Source organism: Helicobacter pametensis ATCC 51478 (assembly GCF_000518225.1).
Taxonomy (GTDB): domain Bacteria; phylum Campylobacterota; class Campylobacteria; order Campylobacterales; family Helicobacteraceae; genus Helicobacter_G; species Helicobacter_G pametensis.
In genome coordinates this window covers 1-18,350 of the sequence record NZ_JADE01000012.1, presented here as the reverse complement: position 1 = coordinate 18,350, position 18,350 = coordinate 1, and the positions used below count along the sequence as shown (strand labels likewise).

Sequence of the window (18,350 nt, the reverse complement as noted above, 5' to 3'; positions counted from 1 at the left end):
TAGATAATGATCCAATTTTTCAAAAAATTCTTGCCCTATCTCAAAGGATATTATTCATTATTTTTTATTGCAATCATTGGAGGGGTTGTTTCAGCTCTTTGTATGGCGGGCATTACCTATCTTGTCCGTCCAATGCTTGATGAAATCTTTATCAACAAAGATCTTTTGATGCTCAAGATTCTGCCTATTTTCTTGGTGCTATTGTATTTTGGGAAAGCAATTGGTGCCTTTATCCAGACTTATTGTATGGGCTATATTGGGGAAGATATTGTGCGCTCTATTCGTGATTTGATGCTTGAGAGAATGATGAGACTTGATCTTCATTTTTTCAACAAAAATCGCAATGGCGAGCTTCTAGCAAGGATCACCAATGATATCGGGCTTATTCGCAATGCGGTTTCTACGACAATTGCTGATTTTGTGCGGGAGGGGATTGCTGCGATTGCCTTGATTGGTGTGGTCATTTATCAAAGTCCCAAGCTAGCACTCATTGGCATTATCATTATCCCTCTAGCAATTTTTCCTATTTTGATTCTGATCAAACGATTAAAAAAGCTTTCTTCTAGAGTCCAAGAGAAAAATGCAGACATCACTTCAAGACTCAATGAGATTTTTAACAATATCGAGGCGATCAAAGCGGGCAATGGTGAAGGGTTGGAAAATACGCGTTTTCAGAAAGAAAATCATGAGTTTTTGAAACTCAATATGAAAGCCTTTTTGATCAATCAACTCAACAATCCGATCATGGAAGTTTTGGGTGCGTTGATCATGGGTGGGGTGATCATCGTTGGTGGAAAAAGCGTGATTGATGGTGAGATGAGTGCTGGGGCATTTTTTTCATTTTTGACTGCATTATTTATGGCATACACACCTATTAAACGCTTGATCAATTGCATTGTAAGTATGCAGATGGCCATCGTAGCAAGTGATCGTATTCATGCTGTGATTGAGCAAAATCCACAGATTGTGGATGGGAATCAGGGATTAAAATCAGGTATTGATACAGTGGAGTTTGAAGATGTGAGTTTTGGCTATGATGAGGAGAATATCTTGCATCATATTTCACTCAAGGTGAGCAAAAATCAAATCATTGCTTTGGTCGGTAAGAGTGGAAGTGGCAAAAGCTCACTTGTCGCGCTTTTGATGCGACTTTATGAGCCAAGAAGTGGAAAAATCCTTATCAATCAAGAAGACTATCGCAATCTAAAGATTTCAGATCTTCGTGATCATATTGCCCTTGTGAATCAGCGTATTTTTATTTTCAATGACACGATTGCAAGCAATGTCGCCTATGGTCGAGAGTTTGATGAAGAAAGGATAGTTTGGGCTTTGAAAAAAGCTTTGATTTGGGATTATGTCCAAACACTCCCACAGGGAATCTATAGCAAGCTTGATGAATTTGGGACAAATCTTAGTGGAGGCCAGCGTCAAAGGATTGCGATTGCTAGAGCCTTGTATCGCGATCCTCAAGTGCTTGTTTTGGATGAAGCGACAAGTGCACTAGATTCAAAGACAGAAGAGGCGTTTAGAGATATTATCGCATCAATTGCGCATGAAAAAATCATCATCATTATCGCACATCGTCCAAGCACGATCCAACTTGCGCATCAAGTGTATTACATAGAGGAGGGGAGGATTGTCAATGAAGGCCTACATCATTAATCTACCTTCTGCAAGTGAGCGCAAGCAACGCCTAAAGCAAGAAATCTCCCTAATTGAAGGGATTGATTTTGTTTTCTTTGATGCGATTTCTTATCGCGATGAGAGATTTGAAAAATATCGCTCATATTGGAATTGGAATCTTTTGACCAAGCTTTATCGGGGAAGAGAATTGACTTGGGGAGAAAAGGCATGTTTTGCCTCACATTATGCACTTTGGGAGAGATGTGTCCAATCGCATGAAGAAATGTTGATTTTGGAAGATGATATTCTTTTTGTGCCAGATTTTAGGGAAAAAATTCTTAAGATTACACAAAATCAAGAATTAGATTTTGTGCGATTGATGCCACTTTTTCAAAAAAAATATTTTCCCATTTGTGATGGGATTGCACGATCATTTGAAAGTATTTGTGGGACACAGGGGTATTTTCTGAGGCCAAGAGCGGCTTTATCTTTTCTAAAGATGGCCAAAATTTGGTTTTGTCCTGTGGATAATTATCTTGATAAATCCTACTTGCATGGAGTGAAAAATCTATTTTGTCAGCCTCCAATTATTTCAGAAAATCAAGAATTTCAATCTTGTGTTGATTCTGAGGGTGGAGATAGGAAGTCGCCCATTGCTTTTGGATACAAAATTTCAAAAGAGTGTTTGAATGCTCTTGAGTTTGTGTGGAGGAGTTGTTATGTTATTACAAACCTATGGAAGAAATAAACTTGATTTGATCATTGCATTACTGTGTTGTTTGCTTTGCCTATGGACTGCTTATCGGTACACTAGTATGATTATTATGGCTTTGATGCTTGTGATTTTGGGTATCGCTTGGTTTGTGCTTCCAAAGACGATCATCATCCTCAAAAAAAATGAAAAGCTTTTTATTTTTGCCTTTTTGTTTTTCTTTGTGAGTGCTTTACTCTCCTATATCACAGGGAGTGGATGGGAGCTCAAAAGCTCGCGTAATCCTTCTATGCCCTCATTTACCGATCTTGATTTGCCCTCAAAATATCTTCTTGGAGCTTTGTTGTTTTTTCTTTTTGTCAAGCTTGATTTTAAGATCCCAAGAAGGATCGTTTTTTATGCGATCGCAGGAGGTGCGATGATCAATGGAAGTCTGGCTATTTATGAGCGCTATATCATGGGTCATGGACGCGTTGATGGATGGAGTGGGATTGCTGAGATGGCTGATGCTTCTGCTTTGCTTGGAATCTTTTCACTCATTTTGTTTATGTTTGCAGAGTCCAAAAAAGAGCGAATTTTTTATTTTTGTGCCATTTTTATGGGTTGCTTGGCAGCGATCTTGACTGGGACAAGGGGGGCAATGCTTGGGATGATTTTGACTTTTTTGATGATAGGAGTGGTGATCATTTGGCAGAGGAGATCACTCCTAGTTTTGTTTTTGATGGGATTGGTTGCTGGAGCTTTGAGTTTTGGAGTCGGCTCTCTTCAGGCAAGTGGTCAAGATGCGTTGAGGATTGAGATTGCAAAGAGTGATCTGCACAAATATCAAAAAGGTCAAATTGAGGGTAATAGCATTGGAGCGAGATTTGAGATGTGGAAAGAAGCTGTTACGATGTTTCAAATGGCTCCATTCTTTGGTCTAAGTACAGCAGAGATCAAAGAAAGGATGCAAGAGATTCAGCAAAAAAGTGGCAGCCTCATTGCGAGGGGATCAACATATAATGATGCAATTGGCAAAAAACACAATCAGATCCTCAATCAAGCGGCAAAACGAGGGATAGTCGGAGTGATTGCGATTTTGCTTGTTTGGTTTGCCTCTATCAAACTTTTTCTTCCTTATTTGAAGAGATCTGATTCTATGATGATTTCTCTTCTTGGTTTGTCTATGATTTTTTATTTTATTTTTCCAAACTCATTCACCGGTGAGCCGTGGGAATCAAATGTCAGTTTGCCCTTGATGTTGATCTTGATTTCCGTGTTTTGGAAGATGATTTGGATGGATGAAAATCGTGCTTTCTAAAATCTCTGTCACTATTCTTGCCAAAAATGCCCAAAGCACTCTAAGAGAGTGCTTGGAGAGTGTGAGAGAGTTTGATGAAGTGATATTGCTTGACAACAAAAGCACAGATCAAACTCAAGAGATTGCAAAAGAATTTCCAAATGTCAAAATCTATGAGAGTGAGTTTATCGGCTTTGGTGCTTTGAAAAATCTTGCTATTAGTTATGCCAAAAATGACTGGATTCTCTCTCTTGATAGTGATGAGGTACTTGAGAGAGCATTGCTTGAAGAGATTAGAGAGATGGAGTTTTGCAAAGGGAAGTATTATTCATTTTTGAGAAAAAATCATTATAGGGGAGTGTGGATCAAAGGATGTGGATGGCATCCAGATTGGGTGAAGAGGATTTTTTATAAGCATGAGATTAGGTTTGATGATGCTTTGGTACATGAGGGGCTAATCTTGGGTGGATGCGAGGAAGTCAGGCTCAGGCAGGGTGGGATCTTGCATTATTCTTTTTTTAATATTTCTGATTTACTTGAAAAATTACAGCGCTACTCATCTTTATGGGCGATGCAAAATTCACACAAATCATCCTCGCCTTTTAAGGCAGTGATGAGGGGGAGCTGGACTTTTGTGAGAAATTATTTTTTCAAAAGAGGATTTTTGTATGGATATAGGGGATTTGTGATCAGTGTTTGTAATGGTTTGGGAGCCTTTTTCAAATATATGAAACTCTATGAAGAATCACAAGCCACCCCCAAAGTCTCTCTTATTGTCACGACATATAACCAAAAAGAGCGCCTAGCCCTTGTCCTAGATTCGATTAAAAATCAAAAAGTGCTGCCTTTTGAGGTATTGATCGCTGATGATGGAAGCACAGAAGATACAAAAACAATGATTGAAAAATATCAAAAAAGCTTTCCTATCCCAATTCGGCATATTTGGCAAGAAGATCTAGGCTATCGCCTCGCCCAAAGCCGCAATCAAGCGATACTCAGAGCCAATGGAGAATATCTAGTGATTGTAGATGGAGATATGATCTTACATCCTAGATTTATTGAAGATCATCTTGCATTTGCCACAAGAGGTGTTTTTGTGCAGGGAGGGAGAATCCTCCTTGATTCCAAAGAAACTGATAGTGTGATGCAGACAAAAGATCTGAGTGCAGTCTTGCAAAAAAAGAGCATCAAAAATCATCGCCTCAAGTGTTTATCTAGATTGATTTTTGCCCTAAGTGCAAAGACCAAAACACATCTTAGAAGTGATGTCATACTCTCTGTGCGAGGATGCAATATGGCTTTTTATAAGCAAGATGCACAAAGAATCAATGGCTTCAATCAAGCTTTTAGAGGATGGGGGCGAGAAGATAGTGAGTTTGTTGCACGATTTTTATATGCGGGTGGAAAAATGAAAAAGTTGAAATTCCGCGCTTTGGCTTATCATCTCCATCATGAGGAAAACTCTCGAGATATGCTTGAAGAGAATCATCAAATCTATTCAAATTGTCTCAAACACCAAAAAACTTGGTGTGATGCTGGACTACAGCAGATGGAATAATCTCCTAAGATAGTATTTGAGCTTCCCTCTTGATTTTTGATGTTCATAGATAAAGGTTTGGATTGTCTGATATCGAAGGGTATAGGCAAGGTGATTTTGATCAAGATAGGATTCTAATTCAAGCTCTTGTAATATTTTTTGAGCCTTTTGTAGATATTGGGAGTATTGAGTATTTTTGATGCCGATATCATAGAGGATATAAAAAGGCACTGGAAAAGAATGGATCACATCATGAGCGCGATACCAAGCAATGATATCTTTGAAGTTTGTAAGCCTATCAAATGGAATGGGAGTTGTCGCTACGATTGATTGAGAGTGTTGGCGGTAAAGATAGGGAGAACCTTCAAAGAAAATCGTTTTGGAAGAGAGGGGAAGTGCCATGAGTATAAAGGCTTCATCCTCCATGATGCGTTTGGGCAAGAAGGTGAGTTGAATTGATTGAAGAAACTGATTGCAGATACAATAGCTCCAAATGGTGCCCCCTAGCTTGATATTATCTTGATTGAAAGACATTTGTTTGATATTACAGATAGGATATGAAGTCTTAGTCTTGGGGTAGTCTGAAAACTTGATTGTTGAAGCGTTTTTAATGATATCTGCTGAAGTTTGGCAAACCACTTGATAAAAATCTTCTAGATATGAGGGATGCAGTAGGTCATCAGAATCTAGGAAGCAGATATATTGCCCCTGAGCTTTTCTCAATCCAGCATTTCTCGCCTCACTTACACCAAGTCGAGTTTGTTGGATGAGAGTGAGATTGGCAAAAAGATGGGCAGAATTTTGCATGATTGCAATGCTTTGATCATCTGATCCATCATCAATGGCAATGACTTCAAAGTCTTGAAAGGTTTGATGTGCAAGGGACTTTAATGTGTCCTCTAGATACTTCTCACGATTATAAATTGGAAGAATGACAGAGAAAAATGGAGTTTTAGCACACTTCAAACCCACAATCCTCGATCGCTTCTCTGATGCTTTCCTCATTGGCTGGAGATGAGAAAGATATTTCTACGCTTTTAGAATCTAGATTACAGTTTATCTCCTCCACTCCTTTGACTTCAGAGACAAAGGTTTTGATCTTCTTGATGCAGTGATTGCAGTGCATTTGAGGAATCTTTAAGATCAGTGTTTGCATATTCATCCTTTGAATTTTTTCAATCTTTGAGCATTGAAAACCACGCTTAGGCTACTAAGGGTCATAGCACTTGCAGCAAGCATTGGAGAAAACAAGATACCAAAATTGACAAGTATCCCACAAGCGATGGGAATCATAATCACATTGTATCCAAATGCCCATATAAGATTTTGCTTGATATTTGCCAGTGTGGCGCGACTAAGAGAGATGCAATAGGGGATATTGGATAGATGGTTGTTGAGTATCACAAGATCAGCACTTGCAATCGCACCCTGACTGCCCTCGCCGATAGCGACACTGACATCCGCACAAGATAGCGCAGGCATATCATTGATCCCATCTCCGATCATCATTGTGTTTTGATGAGCGTTTTGTTTGATTGTGTTGAGCTTATCTTGAGGCAAAGCACCAGCGATGAAATCAATCTCTAGGCTTTGAGCAATTTTTTGGACATTGTGTTGAGAATCTCCACTGAGCAAAATTGGGGTGATGCGCTGATTTTTGAGGGCTTGGATACATGCCTTGGCTTGTGGGCGTATTGTTTCTGCAAAGGTGATATATCCTAGGATCTTATCTCCTTGGGGAGTTTCTTCCCCGACAAAAACACTCAAGGATTGAGGGATGTGTTGTATGGGTGCTGTGAAGCTTTTGGCATTGCCAATTTTATAGCGCTTATTTGCAATTTCTCCAGAGACACCCAATCCTTCTAGTGTGCAAAGATTCTGAGCGGATTGGATAGGGATTTGATGGGTTTGTGCATAAGAGAGGATGCTTTGAGCGATGATGTGCTGGCTTTGGACTTCAAGAGAGGCAGCGAGTGCAAGAAGTGATTTTGGAGAATTTGAAGAGAGAGAGATAATGTCTTGGATGTGGAGATTTTGTTCTGTGAGTGTGCCTGTTTTGTCAAAAAAGGCTATTTCAGTCTTTCCTAGGCGCTCTAAAATCCCCGCATCTTTAAAAAAGATTCCCTTCTGACTAGCTAGGTTGCTTGCAATATTGAGGGCAAGAGGGGTGGCCAATCCCAAAGCACAAGGACAGGAGATCAATAAAACACTGCAAAAAACCTGAACACCAAATAAAAAATCAGAAGTTGTGATGATCCAAAATATTCCTGCTAGTAAGGCTAGGATAATGATTGAGGGTGTGAAATAAAATGAGATTTTATCGACCACTTTGGCAATAGGTGGTTTAGAGATCAGAGTGTTTTGCACAAGATCAATGATCTTCCAGTAAGCACTTTCTTGGGGACTCTGTGTGACTTGCATCAAAAAAGTTGTGTTGAGGTTGAGTGCCCCAGAAAGCAGGGAATCCCCTTCTTGTTTGTGGATAGGAAGACTTTCTCCACTTAGACTTGAGAGATTGAGACTAGCAGAGCCTTGGATGAGGATACCATCTGCTGGGATGAGGGATTGGGGAGTGATTTTGAGGATATCTCCTACTTGAATGTCTTGTGCCAAAATCTGCTCTTCTTGTTTTTCTTTGATTCTGATTGTCGAGGTTTCTTTGAGTTTTGCAAGTGTGAGAAGTGAGTTTTGAGCATTTGTTTTGGCTTTTTCTTCGATGGTTTTGCCAATGAGGACAAAGGTGAGAATCACACAAACACTTTCAAAATAAAGATATGGATCCTGCGTAAAAAGTGAATAGCAGCTATAAAGAAATGCACTTCCACTCCCAAGAGCTACAAGTGTATCCATTGTGGGGTGGAGGGCGATGAGCGTTTTGAAGCCTTTGAGATAAAAATCCCTTCCCATATGCATCACAATGAGTGTGGAGAGAATCTGCAAGGAAGCATTGAGTTTGAAATCAAACCAAGGGGGAAATGGGATGAGCATCGGAATCATTGCTAGAGCAACTGTGATCAGAGTGAAAAAACAAGCCAAGAAAATGCGTCTTTTGGGGGTTAAAAAAGCAGCATCTAGTTTTTCTATCACACCTTGTTTTTGGGGCTTGTAGCCAAGCTTTGTGATAAAAGCAAAAATTTCTTTAAGTGTGATTTGGCTTTCATCAAATTCAATGTATGCACAATGATTGAGAAGATCGACTTGGATTTGTTTTACTCCTTTTTTGCGCTTCAGTGCTGATTGGATACCTGATGAGCAGGCAGTGCAGCTCATACCTTGGATGTAGAAATATTCTTTCATTTGCGATTCTTGAGTGCCACACTGATAGTCAGTGCGATTTCATTGAAAAGTGATGGATTGGCTTGCTTGAGTTCTTCTTGGAATTCTGTGATGGTTTTGATCTCAAGAGATGGAGAGAGTGAGAGTTCCTTGATAAGCTCAAGCCATTGGGTTTGCTCACAAGAGGTCGCATCAAGAAAAAACTGCCTAAATGTCTGAAGTGCTTTTTGGGTGTGCTTGCCTCCTTTTTTGATTTGTTTTGAGAGTTTTGCTGGAGTTGGGGGAGAATGAGTTGGTTTGGCTTGAATCTTGGGTTTGAGAAGCGAACCCAAGATCACAATAGGGATTGAGAAAAGAAGCAAAAAAACATACAAAAAGAGAGCGATGCTAGTTTGCATTCTGACTTCTTTGATAGAAGACATTTGTAGCTTCTACAAACCCCTCTACACTTCCACAATCATAGCGCTTGCCTTGAAATTGATAGGCGATGACTTTACCTTGGTGTGCAAGGGTTTGGAGCGCATCAGTGATTTGGATTTCTCCTTTTTTGCCCGCAGGTGTTTTTCTGAGGATGTCAAAAATCTCTGGGATCAAAATATAGCGCCCGATGATAGCAAGATTGCTTGGTGCCTCTTGGATGCTTGGCTTTTCAATCATAGAGCTGACTTGATAGATCCCATTCTCAAGCTTTTCTCCTTGGATGATTCCATATTTATCAACTTGTGAGGGATGCACTTCCTCAATAGCGACAATCGCACATTGATAGCGCTTGTATAGTTCGCTCATCTGTGAGAGCACTCCCATGCCTTGCTCATTGAGACATAAATCATCTGCCAAGATTACTCCAAAAGCTTCATTTCCAATCAGTGTCTCTCCTGTCAAAATTGCATGCCCTAAGCCTTTCATTTCATTTTGGCGTGTATAGGAGAAGGAGCATCGATCCATAATCTTTCTAATCCCCTCAAGATAATATTCTTTATCTGTCCCTTTGATTTCTTGCTCAAGCTCATAGCTAATATCAAAATGATCTTCAATGCTTCTTTTATTGCGTCCTGTGATGATAGCGATTTGATTGCATCCAGCCTCAAAGGCTTCTTCTACTCCATATTGGATAAGTGGTTTATTGACAATAGGAAGCATTTCCTTGGGCATTGCCTTGGTCGCAGGCAAAAATCTCGTTCCATATCCTGCTGCGGGAAAAAGGCATTTTTGGATCATTGTTTCTCCTTCTTGGGTTTGGAATTGACCAGTGTTTGAGAGAGTAGTTTATCAAGATTGATGGGATTTCCTAGAAGTTCTTGATAGATAATGTAATTTGCCAAAACAAGAGGGCCATAATTTTTGGATTCTTCATAAGGAATCAGCTCAAGACTGAGCCAAGGTTCATAAGCACGCCCTTGGATAAAGAGAGTTTTTTTCTTCAGAGTTCTTCTCCAAAATCCTGGGCCGCCATTGTAAGCATAAGCCACAAACAAGGGATGTTTGAATTCATCCTCAAGTTCGCGTAAGTAAAATCTTCCAAACTCTAAGGCAACCTGAGGCTTGAAAAGATCGCTAAGCTGCATATCTTTTTTGCCCAAGGATTTAGCGATTGGGGCGAGATTGAAGGGCATAATCTGCATCATCCCCAAAGCATAAGAGGTGGAGACAAGTGCTGGGAGCAGATTGCTTTCTTGACGAGCGACTGCATAGGTCAAGGCTTTTTGATGGTCATCTTGCCAAGTGAGCTGATTAGCATAAGGCATCAAAAAATAATTATTTTTAAATTTTTTGATTCGTGTGAGCATAACTGCCATATGAGGAGATGAATCTTGATAGGCCAGATGTTGATCTAGGACTGCTTTGAGCTCATCTCCTGAGGGGATTTTGATGAGATTGCTTCTGAGGGTTTGCCAAGCAAAGGGATCACTGATATCAAACTTGGGTTGGCCTTTTTTGAGTTCTTGGAGTTGAGAGATGATAGAGTATTTGGGCTTAACTCCTAAGGTTTGGGTAGCAAAGATACTATAGATGCTAAGTGTGTCGCTTTTGGCAAGTTCTTGAAGATAGGATTTGTCTTGGGTGGATAGATAGAGCCAAAAGAGTGCTTTGTCTTTGATGAGTGGGGATTTTGCCTTCTGAAGTGTGAGGCGGAAATAATCCTGTGCCTTTGTGGTATTGTGATGTTGAAGTTGGGCAACACCTAGAAGCAAGAGGATTCTCTCATCTGCTTGAGTGATGCGTGCTTTGAGGATAGAGGTTTGGAGGGTCGAGAAGCGATCAGAGAGCAAAACATATTGCAACATTTTGTTGAAATTAGGATGGTTTTGATCAGCTAGAGCTTGAAGCTGACTAGGATTGATTGAGTGATTGAAGATATGGAGTCTTTGCTCCAAATTAAGTCCATAAAAAATCTCACTGAAGACTTGTGCATTGTTGCTTTTGAGTGCTTGATTGAGAGGATCTTTGGAGCTTAGGATCTCTACTTCTTGAGCCAAGATTGGATCATCTGTGGAGAGCTTTTTGAGTAGATGACGAATCTCTTGGGGTGCAAGAGAGGGGACAGTAGAAAGTTTGAGACCAAATCCGATACATTCTGCATCTTCTTCTTTGAGTTTATCAAATGAAAGATTTTTGCATCTGAGATCTTTGGGAAGCTCGTGTATGTAACCTTTTTGAGTGACGAGTTTTTCGATTTTGTCATTTTTGCGAAACACAAGATCATAGGCTTGAATCGAATCTTGTAAGCTTGTTTTGGGATCTTGCAGAAATTGCCAGATGTAGAAATCGCGCGCGATTCCTTTAGGCTTAGATTTGAGAAAATCAAGTGTGATTTGTTCTTGTGCATGGAGAAAACAAACCAAAGACAAAAGGGGCAAAAGTCGTTTCATAGTCATCCTTAAAGGCTTTGAGATAGGAGTCTGATCACAAAGAGATCGATAAATTTTAGAATGATGATGAGAAGTAGTGGCGTGAAGTCAATCTGATTAAAAACTGTTGGAATGATTTTTCTTATCTTTTGATACACAGGGCTTGTGAGGCGGTCAAAGATTTGCATAATGGGATGATTAAAGGTTGGGGCAAAAAGCAAGATACAAGAGTAGATGATGATCATCCAAATGTATGCATTAAGAATCATGCTAGCAATTTGCAAGATCGAGTTTAAAAAGGTTGAGATAATCATAGTTTCCCTTCTTTGAGGATGTGAGCTTGAATTTTACTTGATTTTTGCACAATCAATGCCGTGGCAATGGCAAGATTTTGATCATGTGTGATACTAAGATGAATGCTCTCAATCCCAAAAAGATCGGATTTGCTAGATATAAGACAGGCTTGAGGTCTGCCTTTGGAATCCTTGCTAAGACAGATGTCCAAAAATCCCAAATCCCCTCCGATCCCGACACCAAGTGCTTTGGAGATCGCTTCCTTTGAAGCCCAAAAGCCTGCGATACGCTGGAAATTGGGTTGATCTTGATTGTGGCAAAGTTGTATTTCACTTGAGGAGAGAAATCTAGAGAGAAACTTGGATCCAAAGCGATCGCATGAAGATCGAATGCGATCGATGCTGATCACATCGATCCCGATCACTGGATCACAAACTCTGTGAAAAATATGCTCTTGATAAACCCATCCACCATAAAAGCATTGAGTTCTTGGACAATCTCTTCTTTGAGTTTGTCTTTGCCTTTGGGTGTCGAGATCTCTTCAAAGGTTTTTGAAGAAAGTGTGCGAATGATCGTATCTTTGATCAAAGGAAGTTTTGTGCTGATTTCTTTTTGGAGTTCTGGTGAGCTCATCTCAAGCGAAATGGAAGTCTTGGCATATCGTCTTCCGCTTTGTCCCATGAGGTTGACGACAAATGATTCTGGAATAGCAAAGATGGGTCCTGGTCGTGCATAATCAGAGCGTGCATCGACCTTTGGTCGTTCTTGCTGGAGAGATTGAGAGGCTGAGGGATCTTCTTCTTTACTTTCTCCCAATAGCAAAATCACGATCACAACAATCGCAACAATCAGCGCTATAAGGACCCCAATAATTGCGATCAAAAGCCCCTTTCCACCCTTTTTCTCAGTGATTACTTCTTCCTCTGACATTGATCTTCCTTCATATAATAGCCCAATGAGCTTTTTCCAAATTTTTTCTGCTTGATTATACAGAAATTCCCCAGTCTTTTTGGTAACTCAAGGGTGCTGAGATACTCAAAAATGACGACTTGAATCAGGGGATTAGAGATCTCTTGGACGAGATGAAAACAGCGTTGATAAATATCCTCCATATTTTCTCTGATGCAAAAAGGAGGATCAAGATAGAGGATGCTTGGCAGATTGCTTTGTGCCAATAGCTTGGGCAAAAGGGTGAAGCTATCTCCCAAAAAGAAGCGATAGTTTGTGCTTGGAAGTTTGGAGAGATTGTGCTTAAGGACTTCAAAACTTTGAGGATTTGCCTCGATAAAGGTCGCCTCTATTGCCCCACGACTTAGTGCTTCAATCCCCACAGATCCACTTCCCCCAAATGCTTCAAAAAATCCATATTGCACAATGTCATTTTGAAGTGTATTAAATAGCGATTCTTTGAGGATTGCTTTTGTGGGGCGTGTGATGGGGAGGTCAAGCATCTCAAGCTTCAATCCTTTGAATTTCCCCCCGATGACTTTAAGAGATGGCATTAGCGATACTTTTTGAGAATCTGCAGAAAACGATCAGCAAATTCCATCAAAAGCCCCTGAATCTCACTTTTGAGTTCATCATCCTGAGGGTTTGGTGTAGCGTGATTGAGATGATGATGAAAGGCTTGCAAATCTTGGATCAACTGCTCTGGAATGAAAGGCAGAGTTTTTTGCTTGAAGGATAGAAAATACACAGGCTTAGAGGCTGTTTTGAGATAATCACTCACAATAAAGTCGCAATCTTCTAGATTGCAAAGATACTGCGAAAGGCAATGATGCAAGCTATCTTGCAAAAGGAGTGATTTGCACTCTAGGGTGATTTTCATAGTCTTTGTCCTTATTGAGAATCAATACCAGATTCTACACAATATTTAGAGGATCTACATCAATCTCACAGCGTATGGAGAGAGAATGAAGGGCGAGCAAAAGAGGCTTGACTTGCTTGGAGCGCAAAAGGATCATATAGCGGTATTTTGAATTGATTTTTTCTATCTTTGCTTTGCCACCTCCCACGATCCAAATCTCTTTGAAGTTTTGCAGCTCTTGAATGGCAGATAGCATCTTTTGCTCTGCTTTTTTGGGATCTGTGTGGGTAAAGGTGAGGGTTGCTAGACGCACAAATGGAGGATATAGATCTTGACGAAACTCCAATTCACTGAGCAAAAACTCCTCATAATCTTGGCAATCAAAAAAGCTTGGATTAAGAGTCTGTAGCAAGACATTTCCATCACTCTTGCGTCCCACTCTTCCTTTGATCTGGAAGAAAAGAGACATAGCTTTCTCCCTTGATCTAAAATCTCCAAAATGCAAAATCTCATCAAGTCCAAAAATCACAGCAAGGGTGATATTGTGATAATCATGTCCTTTGCTAAGCATCTGTGTGCCGACCAAGATATCAGTCTTGTGCTCTGCAAAAGATTTGAGAGTATTTTCTAGCTGTTTTTGAGTTTTGATGTGATCACGATCAAAGATGGAGAGTTTAGCTTGTGGGAAGTGGTTTTGCAATTCCTCTGCGATTTGGGCTGTGCCGATTCGTTGGGATTGGAAGTTTTGAGCAGAGCAAGTTGGGCAAGAGATCGGAATCTGCTGGGCAAATCCACAATAATGACAGAGCATCATATTTTTATTGCGATGCAAACTCATCGAAATGCTGCAAAATGGGCATTTCACTCCATGACCACAAGAAAGACAGATGAGGTATTTGAAATTTGCTCTCGTGGGGAGAAAGATGATGATCTGTTTGTCTTGCTTGAGTGTTAGGTCGATATGTTCTAGGATTGTTGGGGAGAGCTCTGAGGGTTGTTTGAGGGTAAAAAGCTGGCTTTGAGATGGGAAGAATTTTTGGAGTCTAAAGATTGCTTGAAGATTGCGAGTGAGCTGATAGGATGTCACACTTGGGGTTGCTGATCCAAGAAGGATTTGGATCTTTTGCTTCTTTCCTAGATAGATGGCTAAGTCTCTAGCATTGTATCTTGGAGAATTTTGTGCTTTGTAAGCATCATCATGCTCTTCATCGACAATAATGATTCCCAAGTTTGGGATAGGCAAAAAAAGAGCGCTTCTTGCACCAAGGATTAGGCGTATCTCCTGACTTTCTATCCCACTAAGGATGCGTTTTTTTTGAGATTCACTCATTTTGGAATGCCAGATTCCTACATAAGAGCCAAATACTCTCTCTAGTCGCTGCTGCATTTGAGGTGTGAGTGAGATCTCAGGCATCAGCAAGAGTGCTGATTGTCCATGGCCAAGGGTTTGGATGATGAGTTGGATATAGACTTCACTTTTGCCACTTCCGGTTTCGCCAAAAAGCAAAGAGAGAGAATGCTTTGTGATGAATCTGAATGCATCCTGCTGATGTGAGGAGAGGGTGAGGGGATGAGTGAAGTGAATGGGGGAGGGGGATGGAGAGGGGATGGAGGATGGAGTGAAGAGAGAGAGGGTTTTGTTGAGTGAGGTGCAATAATATTGGGCGATGAAGCGAGCAAGAATGATTTGGTTTTGCAAGAGAAAAGAATGGAGCGGCTTAGCAGTTTTGCACTCAAAAGTGGGTTGATCACATTCTTCCCAGATGATCCCTTCATAGATCTTATCTTTGATCTCGATTTGGACGACTTGACCGATTTGCAGTGGAAGTTCAGAGCTATATGTGAGAAGTGAAGTGTGTTTGAGTGGGGCGATCAGATAATGATTCAAAGGCTTTCAAGCTTGGCACAAAGTTTTTCAATCTCTTGCTGTAGTTTTTGTGACTCATCTCTTAGAAGTTTGTTTTGTCCTTGAAGTTGACTGATTTTTTCAGTTTGAGTAATGCAAAAAGAAAGGAGTTCTTCTAAGCTCACATAGTCTTTTTGGGTAAAGAAATTTTTGAGAGTATCCTGAGTGGGCTGTGAGACATGAGTGAGCCCAAGATTGAAAACCCTGACACCATCCTTTGTTTTGATCGTGGCTTGAAGTTTGTCAGTTGTCATTGAGTGCTCGCTCCATTCTGCTAAATAGAGCTTCTAGTTTTTGCTCCCCACTAGATTGGTTGGCCAACATTTCAGAGATTTCCTGATCTTTCTGAAGGATAGAGAGTTCAAGTTCTTGAGTCTTCTCTTTGAGTGTTTTGATCTCTTGTTTTTGTGAATCAATCTTCTGGCAAAGTTCATCGATTTTTTCAATTAGTTTTTCTAAAGCTGACATTGTCGATCCTTCATAAGAGTGGCCTTGATTGTAGAGCTTGGATTTTACCACATACAGGAATTATCTTGTAAAATTTTGAGAATTTTTTGATGAAGGGTTAAATGTATGAAAGAATGCTTTCAGCTTGTATCTCAATATTCCCCCTCTGGTGATCAGCCTCAAGCCATCAAGCAGATCACAGATTCGATCCTTTCTGCTCATCGCTACCAGACACTTGTGGGAGTGACAGGGAGTGGGAAAACCTATACGATGGCAAACATTATCGCCAAGCTCAATATGCCTACACTCATTATGACGCACAACAAAACTCTAGCTGCCCAGCTTTATAGTGAATTTAAGGGATTTTTCCCTCACAATCATGTGGAATATTTCATCTCTCACTTTGATTATTACCAGCCTGAGGCTTATATCCCAAGACGGGATTTGTTTATCGAAAAAGACAGCTCAATCAATGAAGATCTAGAGCGATTGAGACTTAGTGCGACGACCTCACTTCTAGCTTATGATGATGTGATCGTGGTGGCATCGGTTTCAGCCAACTATGGACTTGGGAATCCAAGTGAATATCTACAGATGATAGAAAAGCTTGAAGTAGGCAAACAATACGGCCAAAAGCAGCTTCTTAGCAAATTGATCGAGATGGGATACACACGCAATGATACTGTGTTTGAGAGGGCAAACTTTCGAGTAAATGGCGAGGTGATTGATATTTTTCCAGCCTACAATGAAAGTGAATATATCCGTATCGAGTTTTTTGGAGATGAGATTGAGCAAATTTGCGTAATGGAATCATTGAGCAATACATCACTCAAAAAGATCCCCTCTTATGTGCTATATGCAGCCAATCAATTCATCGTAGGAGCAGATAGGCTTGCAGAAGCAATTAAAAATATCGAAGATGAGCTAGGAGAGAGATTGAGTGAGTTTGAAGCTCAAGGCAAAATGGTGGAACACTCAAGGCTCAAAAGTCGCACAGAGTTTGATCTAGAGATGATCGCTCAAAGTGGGATTTGCAAAGGGATTGAGAACTATGCACGACATTTGACGGGCAAAAAAGAGGGTGAGACCCCTTATTCTCTCCTAGATTACTTTGAGCAAAAAAACAAACCCTATCTTGTCATCGTCGATGAATCTCATGTGAGTTTGCCCCAATTTGGTGGGATGTATGCAGGAGATCGAAGTCGCAAAGAAGTGCTTGTGGAGTATGGATTCCGCCTGCCTAGTGCGCTAGATAATCGCCCGCTCAAATTTGATGAATTTATCAACAAACCTTCTCATTTTTTGTTTGTTTCAGCCACTCCAGCTAAACTTGAGCTAGATTTGAGTGGAGAAAATATCGCTGAGCAGATCATCCGCCCCACAGGCTTGCTTGATCCGCTTTATGAGATCAGAGATAGCCAAAATCAGGTTTTGGACTTTTTAGAAGAAATGAAAAGCGTGATTGATAGAGGAGAGCGAGTATTGATCACAGTTTTGACCAAAAAAATGGCTGAAGAGCTGAGCAAATATTATGCAGACCAAGGGATCAAGATCCAATATATGCACAGCGAAATCGATGCAATTGAGCGCAATCACTTGATCAGATCATTGCGACTTGGAGAGTTTGATGTGCTTGTAGGGATCAATCTTCTAAGAGAAGGGTTAGATCTTCCTGAGGTGAGTTTAGTGGCGATTATGGATGCGGACAAAGAGGGATTTTTGCGAAGTGAGACAAGTTTGATTCAGACTATGGGGAGGGCAGCTAGAAACCTCAATGGAAAAGTCATTCTCTATGCTCAAAAAATGACAGGATCTATTAGGCGAGCTTGCGAAGTAACAGACTATCGAAGAGCAAAACAGATGGAGTTCAACGCCAGACATGGAATCACTCCCACAAGTGTCAAGCGTGAAGTAGAAGATGAGCTCAAGCTTGAAAGCAGTGCAAGTATCTATGCCAAAAAAGCTAAGATTCCCAAGTCTGAGAAGGAAGCTATCATCAAAGAGCTCAAAGCCAAGATGCTTGAGGCTAGCAAAAAGCTAGAGTTTGAAGAGGCAGCAAGACTGAGAGATGAGATTGCAAGACTACGCTAATTTTTTTGAGAGCTAAATCTGATATTGCCCAGCAAATACACAATAATTACAAAGAAACACAAAAAATGAGATAATTTAAGCGAGTGTTGAAGAAGGACGCTTCCTTGTGAAAGGAGGTGGTAACTATGGATCTATTTATCCACATCATAAAGCTCTTAGTCGCTTTGGCTGAGCTTCTAAGAGCCTTTCTTGAGCTAATTTAATAGCTCGATTTTTCAAAAACAAGAGGCATTATACTCAATCTAGCCAAAGTTTCAATAAATTGTAAAAGTTCATAACCTTTGACACTTTTTCTCCATTGAATTCTGCCATTCTATCACACACTCCATTGGTGTCTTGTAGTTCAAACTCTTGTGGGGGATTTTTGTATTGTAAATCTCTAGCCATTCTCTCAACTTCTCTTCAAATCTTTTTGGTTTTTTAAAGAGTAAATCTTGGTTGTATTGAATGAAACTCTCTTGTATTGTTCTATTAAATCTTTCATTGTGAGCATTTTGCTTTGGACTTCTAGGATAAGTCCATAAGTGTT

20 protein-coding genes and 1 pseudogene are annotated in these 18,350 nt (G+C 40.3%); 5 read left to right on the top strand and 16 right to left on the bottom strand.

All coding sequences use genetic code 11. The features are described 5' to 3' along the window. Positions 1-6 precede the first annotated feature (6 nt). Genes T391_RS0104280 through T391_RS0104265 form a run of 4 tightly spaced genes read left to right on the top strand, consistent with a single transcriptional unit; the run spans position 7 to position 5,172 of the window. Positions 7-1,662 (top strand): ABC transporter ATP-binding protein, encoded by a 1,656-nt coding sequence (locus tag T391_RS0104280; protein WP_027327293.1) that lies wholly within the window; start codon positions 7-9, stop codon positions 1,660-1,662. Continuing rightward, the gene (locus T391_RS0104275) at positions 1,643-2,371 is read left to right on the top strand and encodes a glycosyltransferase family 25 protein (protein ID WP_027327292.1); all 729 of its coding nucleotides are present in this window, start codon (positions 1,643-1,645) and stop codon (positions 2,369-2,371) included. The genes T391_RS0104280 and T391_RS0104275 overlap by 20 nt, the downstream gene beginning before the upstream one ends. Beyond that, positions 2,343-3,635: an O-antigen ligase family protein gene (locus T391_RS0104270; RefSeq protein ID WP_027327291.1), complete on the top strand. Its 1,293-nt coding sequence runs from the start codon at positions 2,343-2,345 to the stop codon at positions 3,633-3,635. Before T391_RS0104275 ends, T391_RS0104270 begins: the two co-directional genes overlap by 29 nt. Beyond that, on the top strand, positions 3,616-5,172 hold the full coding sequence (locus T391_RS0104265; RefSeq protein WP_034583836.1) for a glycosyltransferase family 2 protein: 1,557 nt from the start codon (positions 3,616-3,618) through the stop codon (positions 5,170-5,172). Before T391_RS0104270 ends, T391_RS0104265 begins: the two co-directional genes overlap by 20 nt. On the opposite strand, the gene T391_RS08395 is transcribed toward T391_RS0104265, so the two are convergent. The 14 genes from T391_RS08395 to T391_RS0104195 are packed head-to-tail and all read right to left on the bottom strand — an operon-like array spanning position 5,155 to position 15,751. After that, complete coding sequence (locus T391_RS08395) at positions 5,155-6,117, bottom strand: glycosyltransferase family 2 protein (protein WP_027327289.1); 963 nt, start codon at positions 6,115-6,117, stop codon at positions 5,155-5,157. The genes T391_RS0104265 and T391_RS08395 overlap by 18 nt on opposite strands. Beyond that, positions 6,104-6,307 (bottom strand): heavy-metal-associated domain-containing protein, encoded by a 204-nt coding sequence (locus tag T391_RS0104255; protein ID WP_027327288.1) that lies wholly within the window; start codon positions 6,305-6,307, stop codon positions 6,104-6,106. The genes T391_RS08395 and T391_RS0104255 overlap by 14 nt, the downstream gene beginning before the upstream one ends. Before the next feature lie 2 nt (positions 6,308-6,309). After that, positions 6,310-8,448, bottom strand: a complete 2,139-nt coding sequence (locus tag T391_RS0104250) for a heavy metal translocating P-type ATPase (protein ID WP_027327287.1) — start codon at positions 8,446-8,448, stop codon at positions 6,310-6,312. After that, positions 8,445-8,825 (bottom strand): hypothetical protein, encoded by a 381-nt coding sequence (locus tag T391_RS07940; RefSeq protein WP_034583834.1) that lies wholly within the window; start codon positions 8,823-8,825, stop codon positions 8,445-8,447. The genes T391_RS0104250 and T391_RS07940 overlap by 4 nt, the downstream gene beginning before the upstream one ends. Beyond that, positions 8,815-9,645, bottom strand: a complete 831-nt coding sequence (gene galU, locus T391_RS0104240; RefSeq protein WP_027327286.1) for a UTP--glucose-1-phosphate uridylyltransferase GalU — start codon at positions 9,643-9,645, stop codon at positions 8,815-8,817. The genes T391_RS07940 and galU overlap by 11 nt, the downstream gene beginning before the upstream one ends. After that, a complete protein-coding gene (locus T391_RS0104235; RefSeq protein ID WP_027327285.1) occupies positions 9,642-11,297 on the bottom strand; it encodes a lytic transglycosylase domain-containing protein in 1,656 nt (551 codons plus the stop codon). Before T391_RS0104235 ends, galU begins: the two co-directional genes overlap by 4 nt. Before the next feature lie 8 nt (positions 11,298-11,305). Continuing rightward, complete coding sequence (locus T391_RS0104230) at positions 11,306-11,590, bottom strand: YggT family protein (protein WP_027327284.1); 285 nt, start codon at positions 11,588-11,590, stop codon at positions 11,306-11,308. Continuing rightward, positions 11,587-11,994: a holo-ACP synthase gene (acpS, locus tag T391_RS07935; RefSeq protein WP_051420599.1), complete on the bottom strand. Its 408-nt coding sequence runs from the start codon at positions 11,992-11,994 to the stop codon at positions 11,587-11,589. The genes T391_RS0104230 and acpS overlap by 4 nt, the downstream gene beginning before the upstream one ends. Continuing rightward, positions 11,991-12,500: a flagellar basal body-associated protein FliL gene (fliL, locus tag T391_RS0104220; protein WP_027327283.1), complete on the bottom strand. Its 510-nt coding sequence runs from the start codon at positions 12,498-12,500 to the stop codon at positions 11,991-11,993. The genes acpS and fliL overlap by 4 nt, the downstream gene beginning before the upstream one ends. Continuing rightward, complete coding sequence (gene rsmD, locus T391_RS0104215) at positions 12,482-13,072, bottom strand: 16S rRNA (guanine(966)-N(2))-methyltransferase RsmD (protein ID WP_027327282.1); 591 nt, start codon at positions 13,070-13,072, stop codon at positions 12,482-12,484. The genes fliL and rsmD overlap by 19 nt, the downstream gene beginning before the upstream one ends. After that, complete coding sequence (locus tag T391_RS0104210; RefSeq protein ID WP_027327281.1) at positions 13,072-13,398, bottom strand: hypothetical protein; 327 nt, start codon at positions 13,396-13,398, stop codon at positions 13,072-13,074. The genes rsmD and T391_RS0104210 overlap by 1 nt, the downstream gene beginning before the upstream one ends. Before the next feature lie 34 nt (positions 13,399-13,432). Then, positions 13,433-15,265 carry a primosomal protein N' gene (locus T391_RS0104205; RefSeq protein WP_027327280.1) on the bottom strand — a complete coding sequence of 611 codons (1,833 nt, stop codon included), beginning with the start codon at positions 15,263-15,265 and terminating at the stop codon, positions 13,433-13,435. Beyond that, positions 15,262-15,537 carry a hypothetical protein gene (locus T391_RS0104200; RefSeq protein WP_027327279.1) on the bottom strand — a complete coding sequence of 92 codons (276 nt, stop codon included), beginning with the start codon at positions 15,535-15,537 and terminating at the stop codon, positions 15,262-15,264. The genes T391_RS0104205 and T391_RS0104200 overlap by 4 nt, the downstream gene beginning before the upstream one ends. Further along, positions 15,527-15,751: a hypothetical protein gene (locus T391_RS0104195; protein WP_027327278.1), complete on the bottom strand. Its 225-nt coding sequence runs from the start codon at positions 15,749-15,751 to the stop codon at positions 15,527-15,529. Before T391_RS0104195 ends, T391_RS0104200 begins: the two co-directional genes overlap by 11 nt. Positions 15,752-15,856: 105 nt before the next feature. Between T391_RS0104195 and uvrB the strand changes: the two genes are divergently transcribed. Next, entirely contained in the window at positions 15,857-17,821 is a 1,965-nt protein-coding gene (uvrB, locus tag T391_RS0104190; protein WP_027327277.1) for an excinuclease ABC subunit UvrB, read from the top strand. A 237-nt stretch (positions 17,822-18,058) separates the two neighbouring features. Here the strand turns inward: uvrB and T391_RS08700 are convergent, their stop codons facing one another. Together T391_RS08700 and T391_RS08790 are read right to left on the bottom strand one after the other, a co-directional pair. After that, the gene (locus tag T391_RS08700; RefSeq protein ID WP_244874350.1) at positions 18,059-18,208 is read right to left on the bottom strand and encodes a hypothetical protein; all 150 of its coding nucleotides are present in this window, start codon (positions 18,206-18,208) and stop codon (positions 18,059-18,061) included. Between the two features lie 2 nt (positions 18,209-18,210). Further along, positions 18,211-18,285: pseudogene (locus tag T391_RS08790) on the bottom strand (hypothetical protein); the annotation flags it as partial. Positions 18,286-18,350 lie beyond the last annotated feature (65 nt).

Excerpts from the sequence above, each read along its gene's own strand:
- T391_RS0104280 (WP_027327293.1), top strand. The coding sequence starts at position 7 with ATGATCCAATTTTTCAAAAAATTCTTGCCCTATCTCAAAGGATATTAT.
- T391_RS0104275 (WP_027327292.1), top strand. The coding sequence starts at position 1,643 with ATGAAGGCCTACATCATTAATCTACCTTCTGCAAGTGAGCGCAAGCAA.
- T391_RS0104270 (WP_027327291.1), top strand. The coding sequence starts at position 2,343 with ATGTTATTACAAACCTATGGAAGAAATAAACTTGATTTGATCATTGCA.
- T391_RS0104265 (WP_034583836.1), top strand. The coding sequence starts at position 3,616 with ATGAAAATCGTGCTTTCTAAAATCTCTGTCACTATTCTTGCCAAAAAT.
- T391_RS0104255 (WP_027327288.1), bottom strand. The coding sequence starts at position 6,307 with ATGCAAACACTGATCTTAAAGATTCCTCAAATGCACTGCAATCACTGC.
- T391_RS0104250 (WP_027327287.1), bottom strand. The coding sequence starts at position 8,448 with ATGAAAGAATATTTCTACATCCAAGGTATGAGCTGCACTGCCTGCTCA.
- T391_RS07940 (WP_034583834.1), bottom strand. The coding sequence starts at position 8,825 with ATGCAAACTAGCATCGCTCTCTTTTTGTATGTTTTTTTGCTTCTTTTC.
- galU (WP_027327286.1), bottom strand. The coding sequence starts at position 9,645 with ATGATCCAAAAATGCCTTTTTCCCGCAGCAGGATATGGAACGAGATTT.
- T391_RS0104235 (WP_027327285.1), bottom strand. The coding sequence starts at position 11,297 with ATGAAACGACTTTTGCCCCTTTTGTCTTTGGTTTGTTTTCTCCATGCA.
- T391_RS0104230 (WP_027327284.1), bottom strand. The coding sequence starts at position 11,590 with ATGATTATCTCAACCTTTTTAAACTCGATCTTGCAAATTGCTAGCATG.
- fliL (WP_027327283.1), bottom strand. The coding sequence starts at position 12,500 with ATGTCAGAGGAAGAAGTAATCACTGAGAAAAAGGGTGGAAAGGGGCTT.
- rsmD (WP_027327282.1), bottom strand. The coding sequence starts at position 13,072 with ATGCCATCTCTTAAAGTCATCGGGGGGAAATTCAAAGGATTGAAGCTT.
- T391_RS0104210 (WP_027327281.1), bottom strand. The coding sequence starts at position 13,398 with ATGAAAATCACCCTAGAGTGCAAATCACTCCTTTTGCAAGATAGCTTG.
- T391_RS0104200 (WP_027327279.1), bottom strand. The coding sequence starts at position 15,537 with ATGACAACTGACAAACTTCAAGCCACGATCAAAACAAAGGATGGTGTC.
- T391_RS0104195 (WP_027327278.1), bottom strand. The coding sequence starts at position 15,751 with ATGTCAGCTTTAGAAAAACTAATTGAAAAAATCGATGAACTTTGCCAG.
- uvrB (WP_027327277.1), top strand. The coding sequence starts at position 15,857 with ATGAAAGAATGCTTTCAGCTTGTATCTCAATATTCCCCCTCTGGTGAT.
- T391_RS08700 (WP_244874350.1), bottom strand. The coding sequence starts at position 18,208 with ATGGCTAGAGATTTACAATACAAAAATCCCCCACAAGAGTTTGAACTA.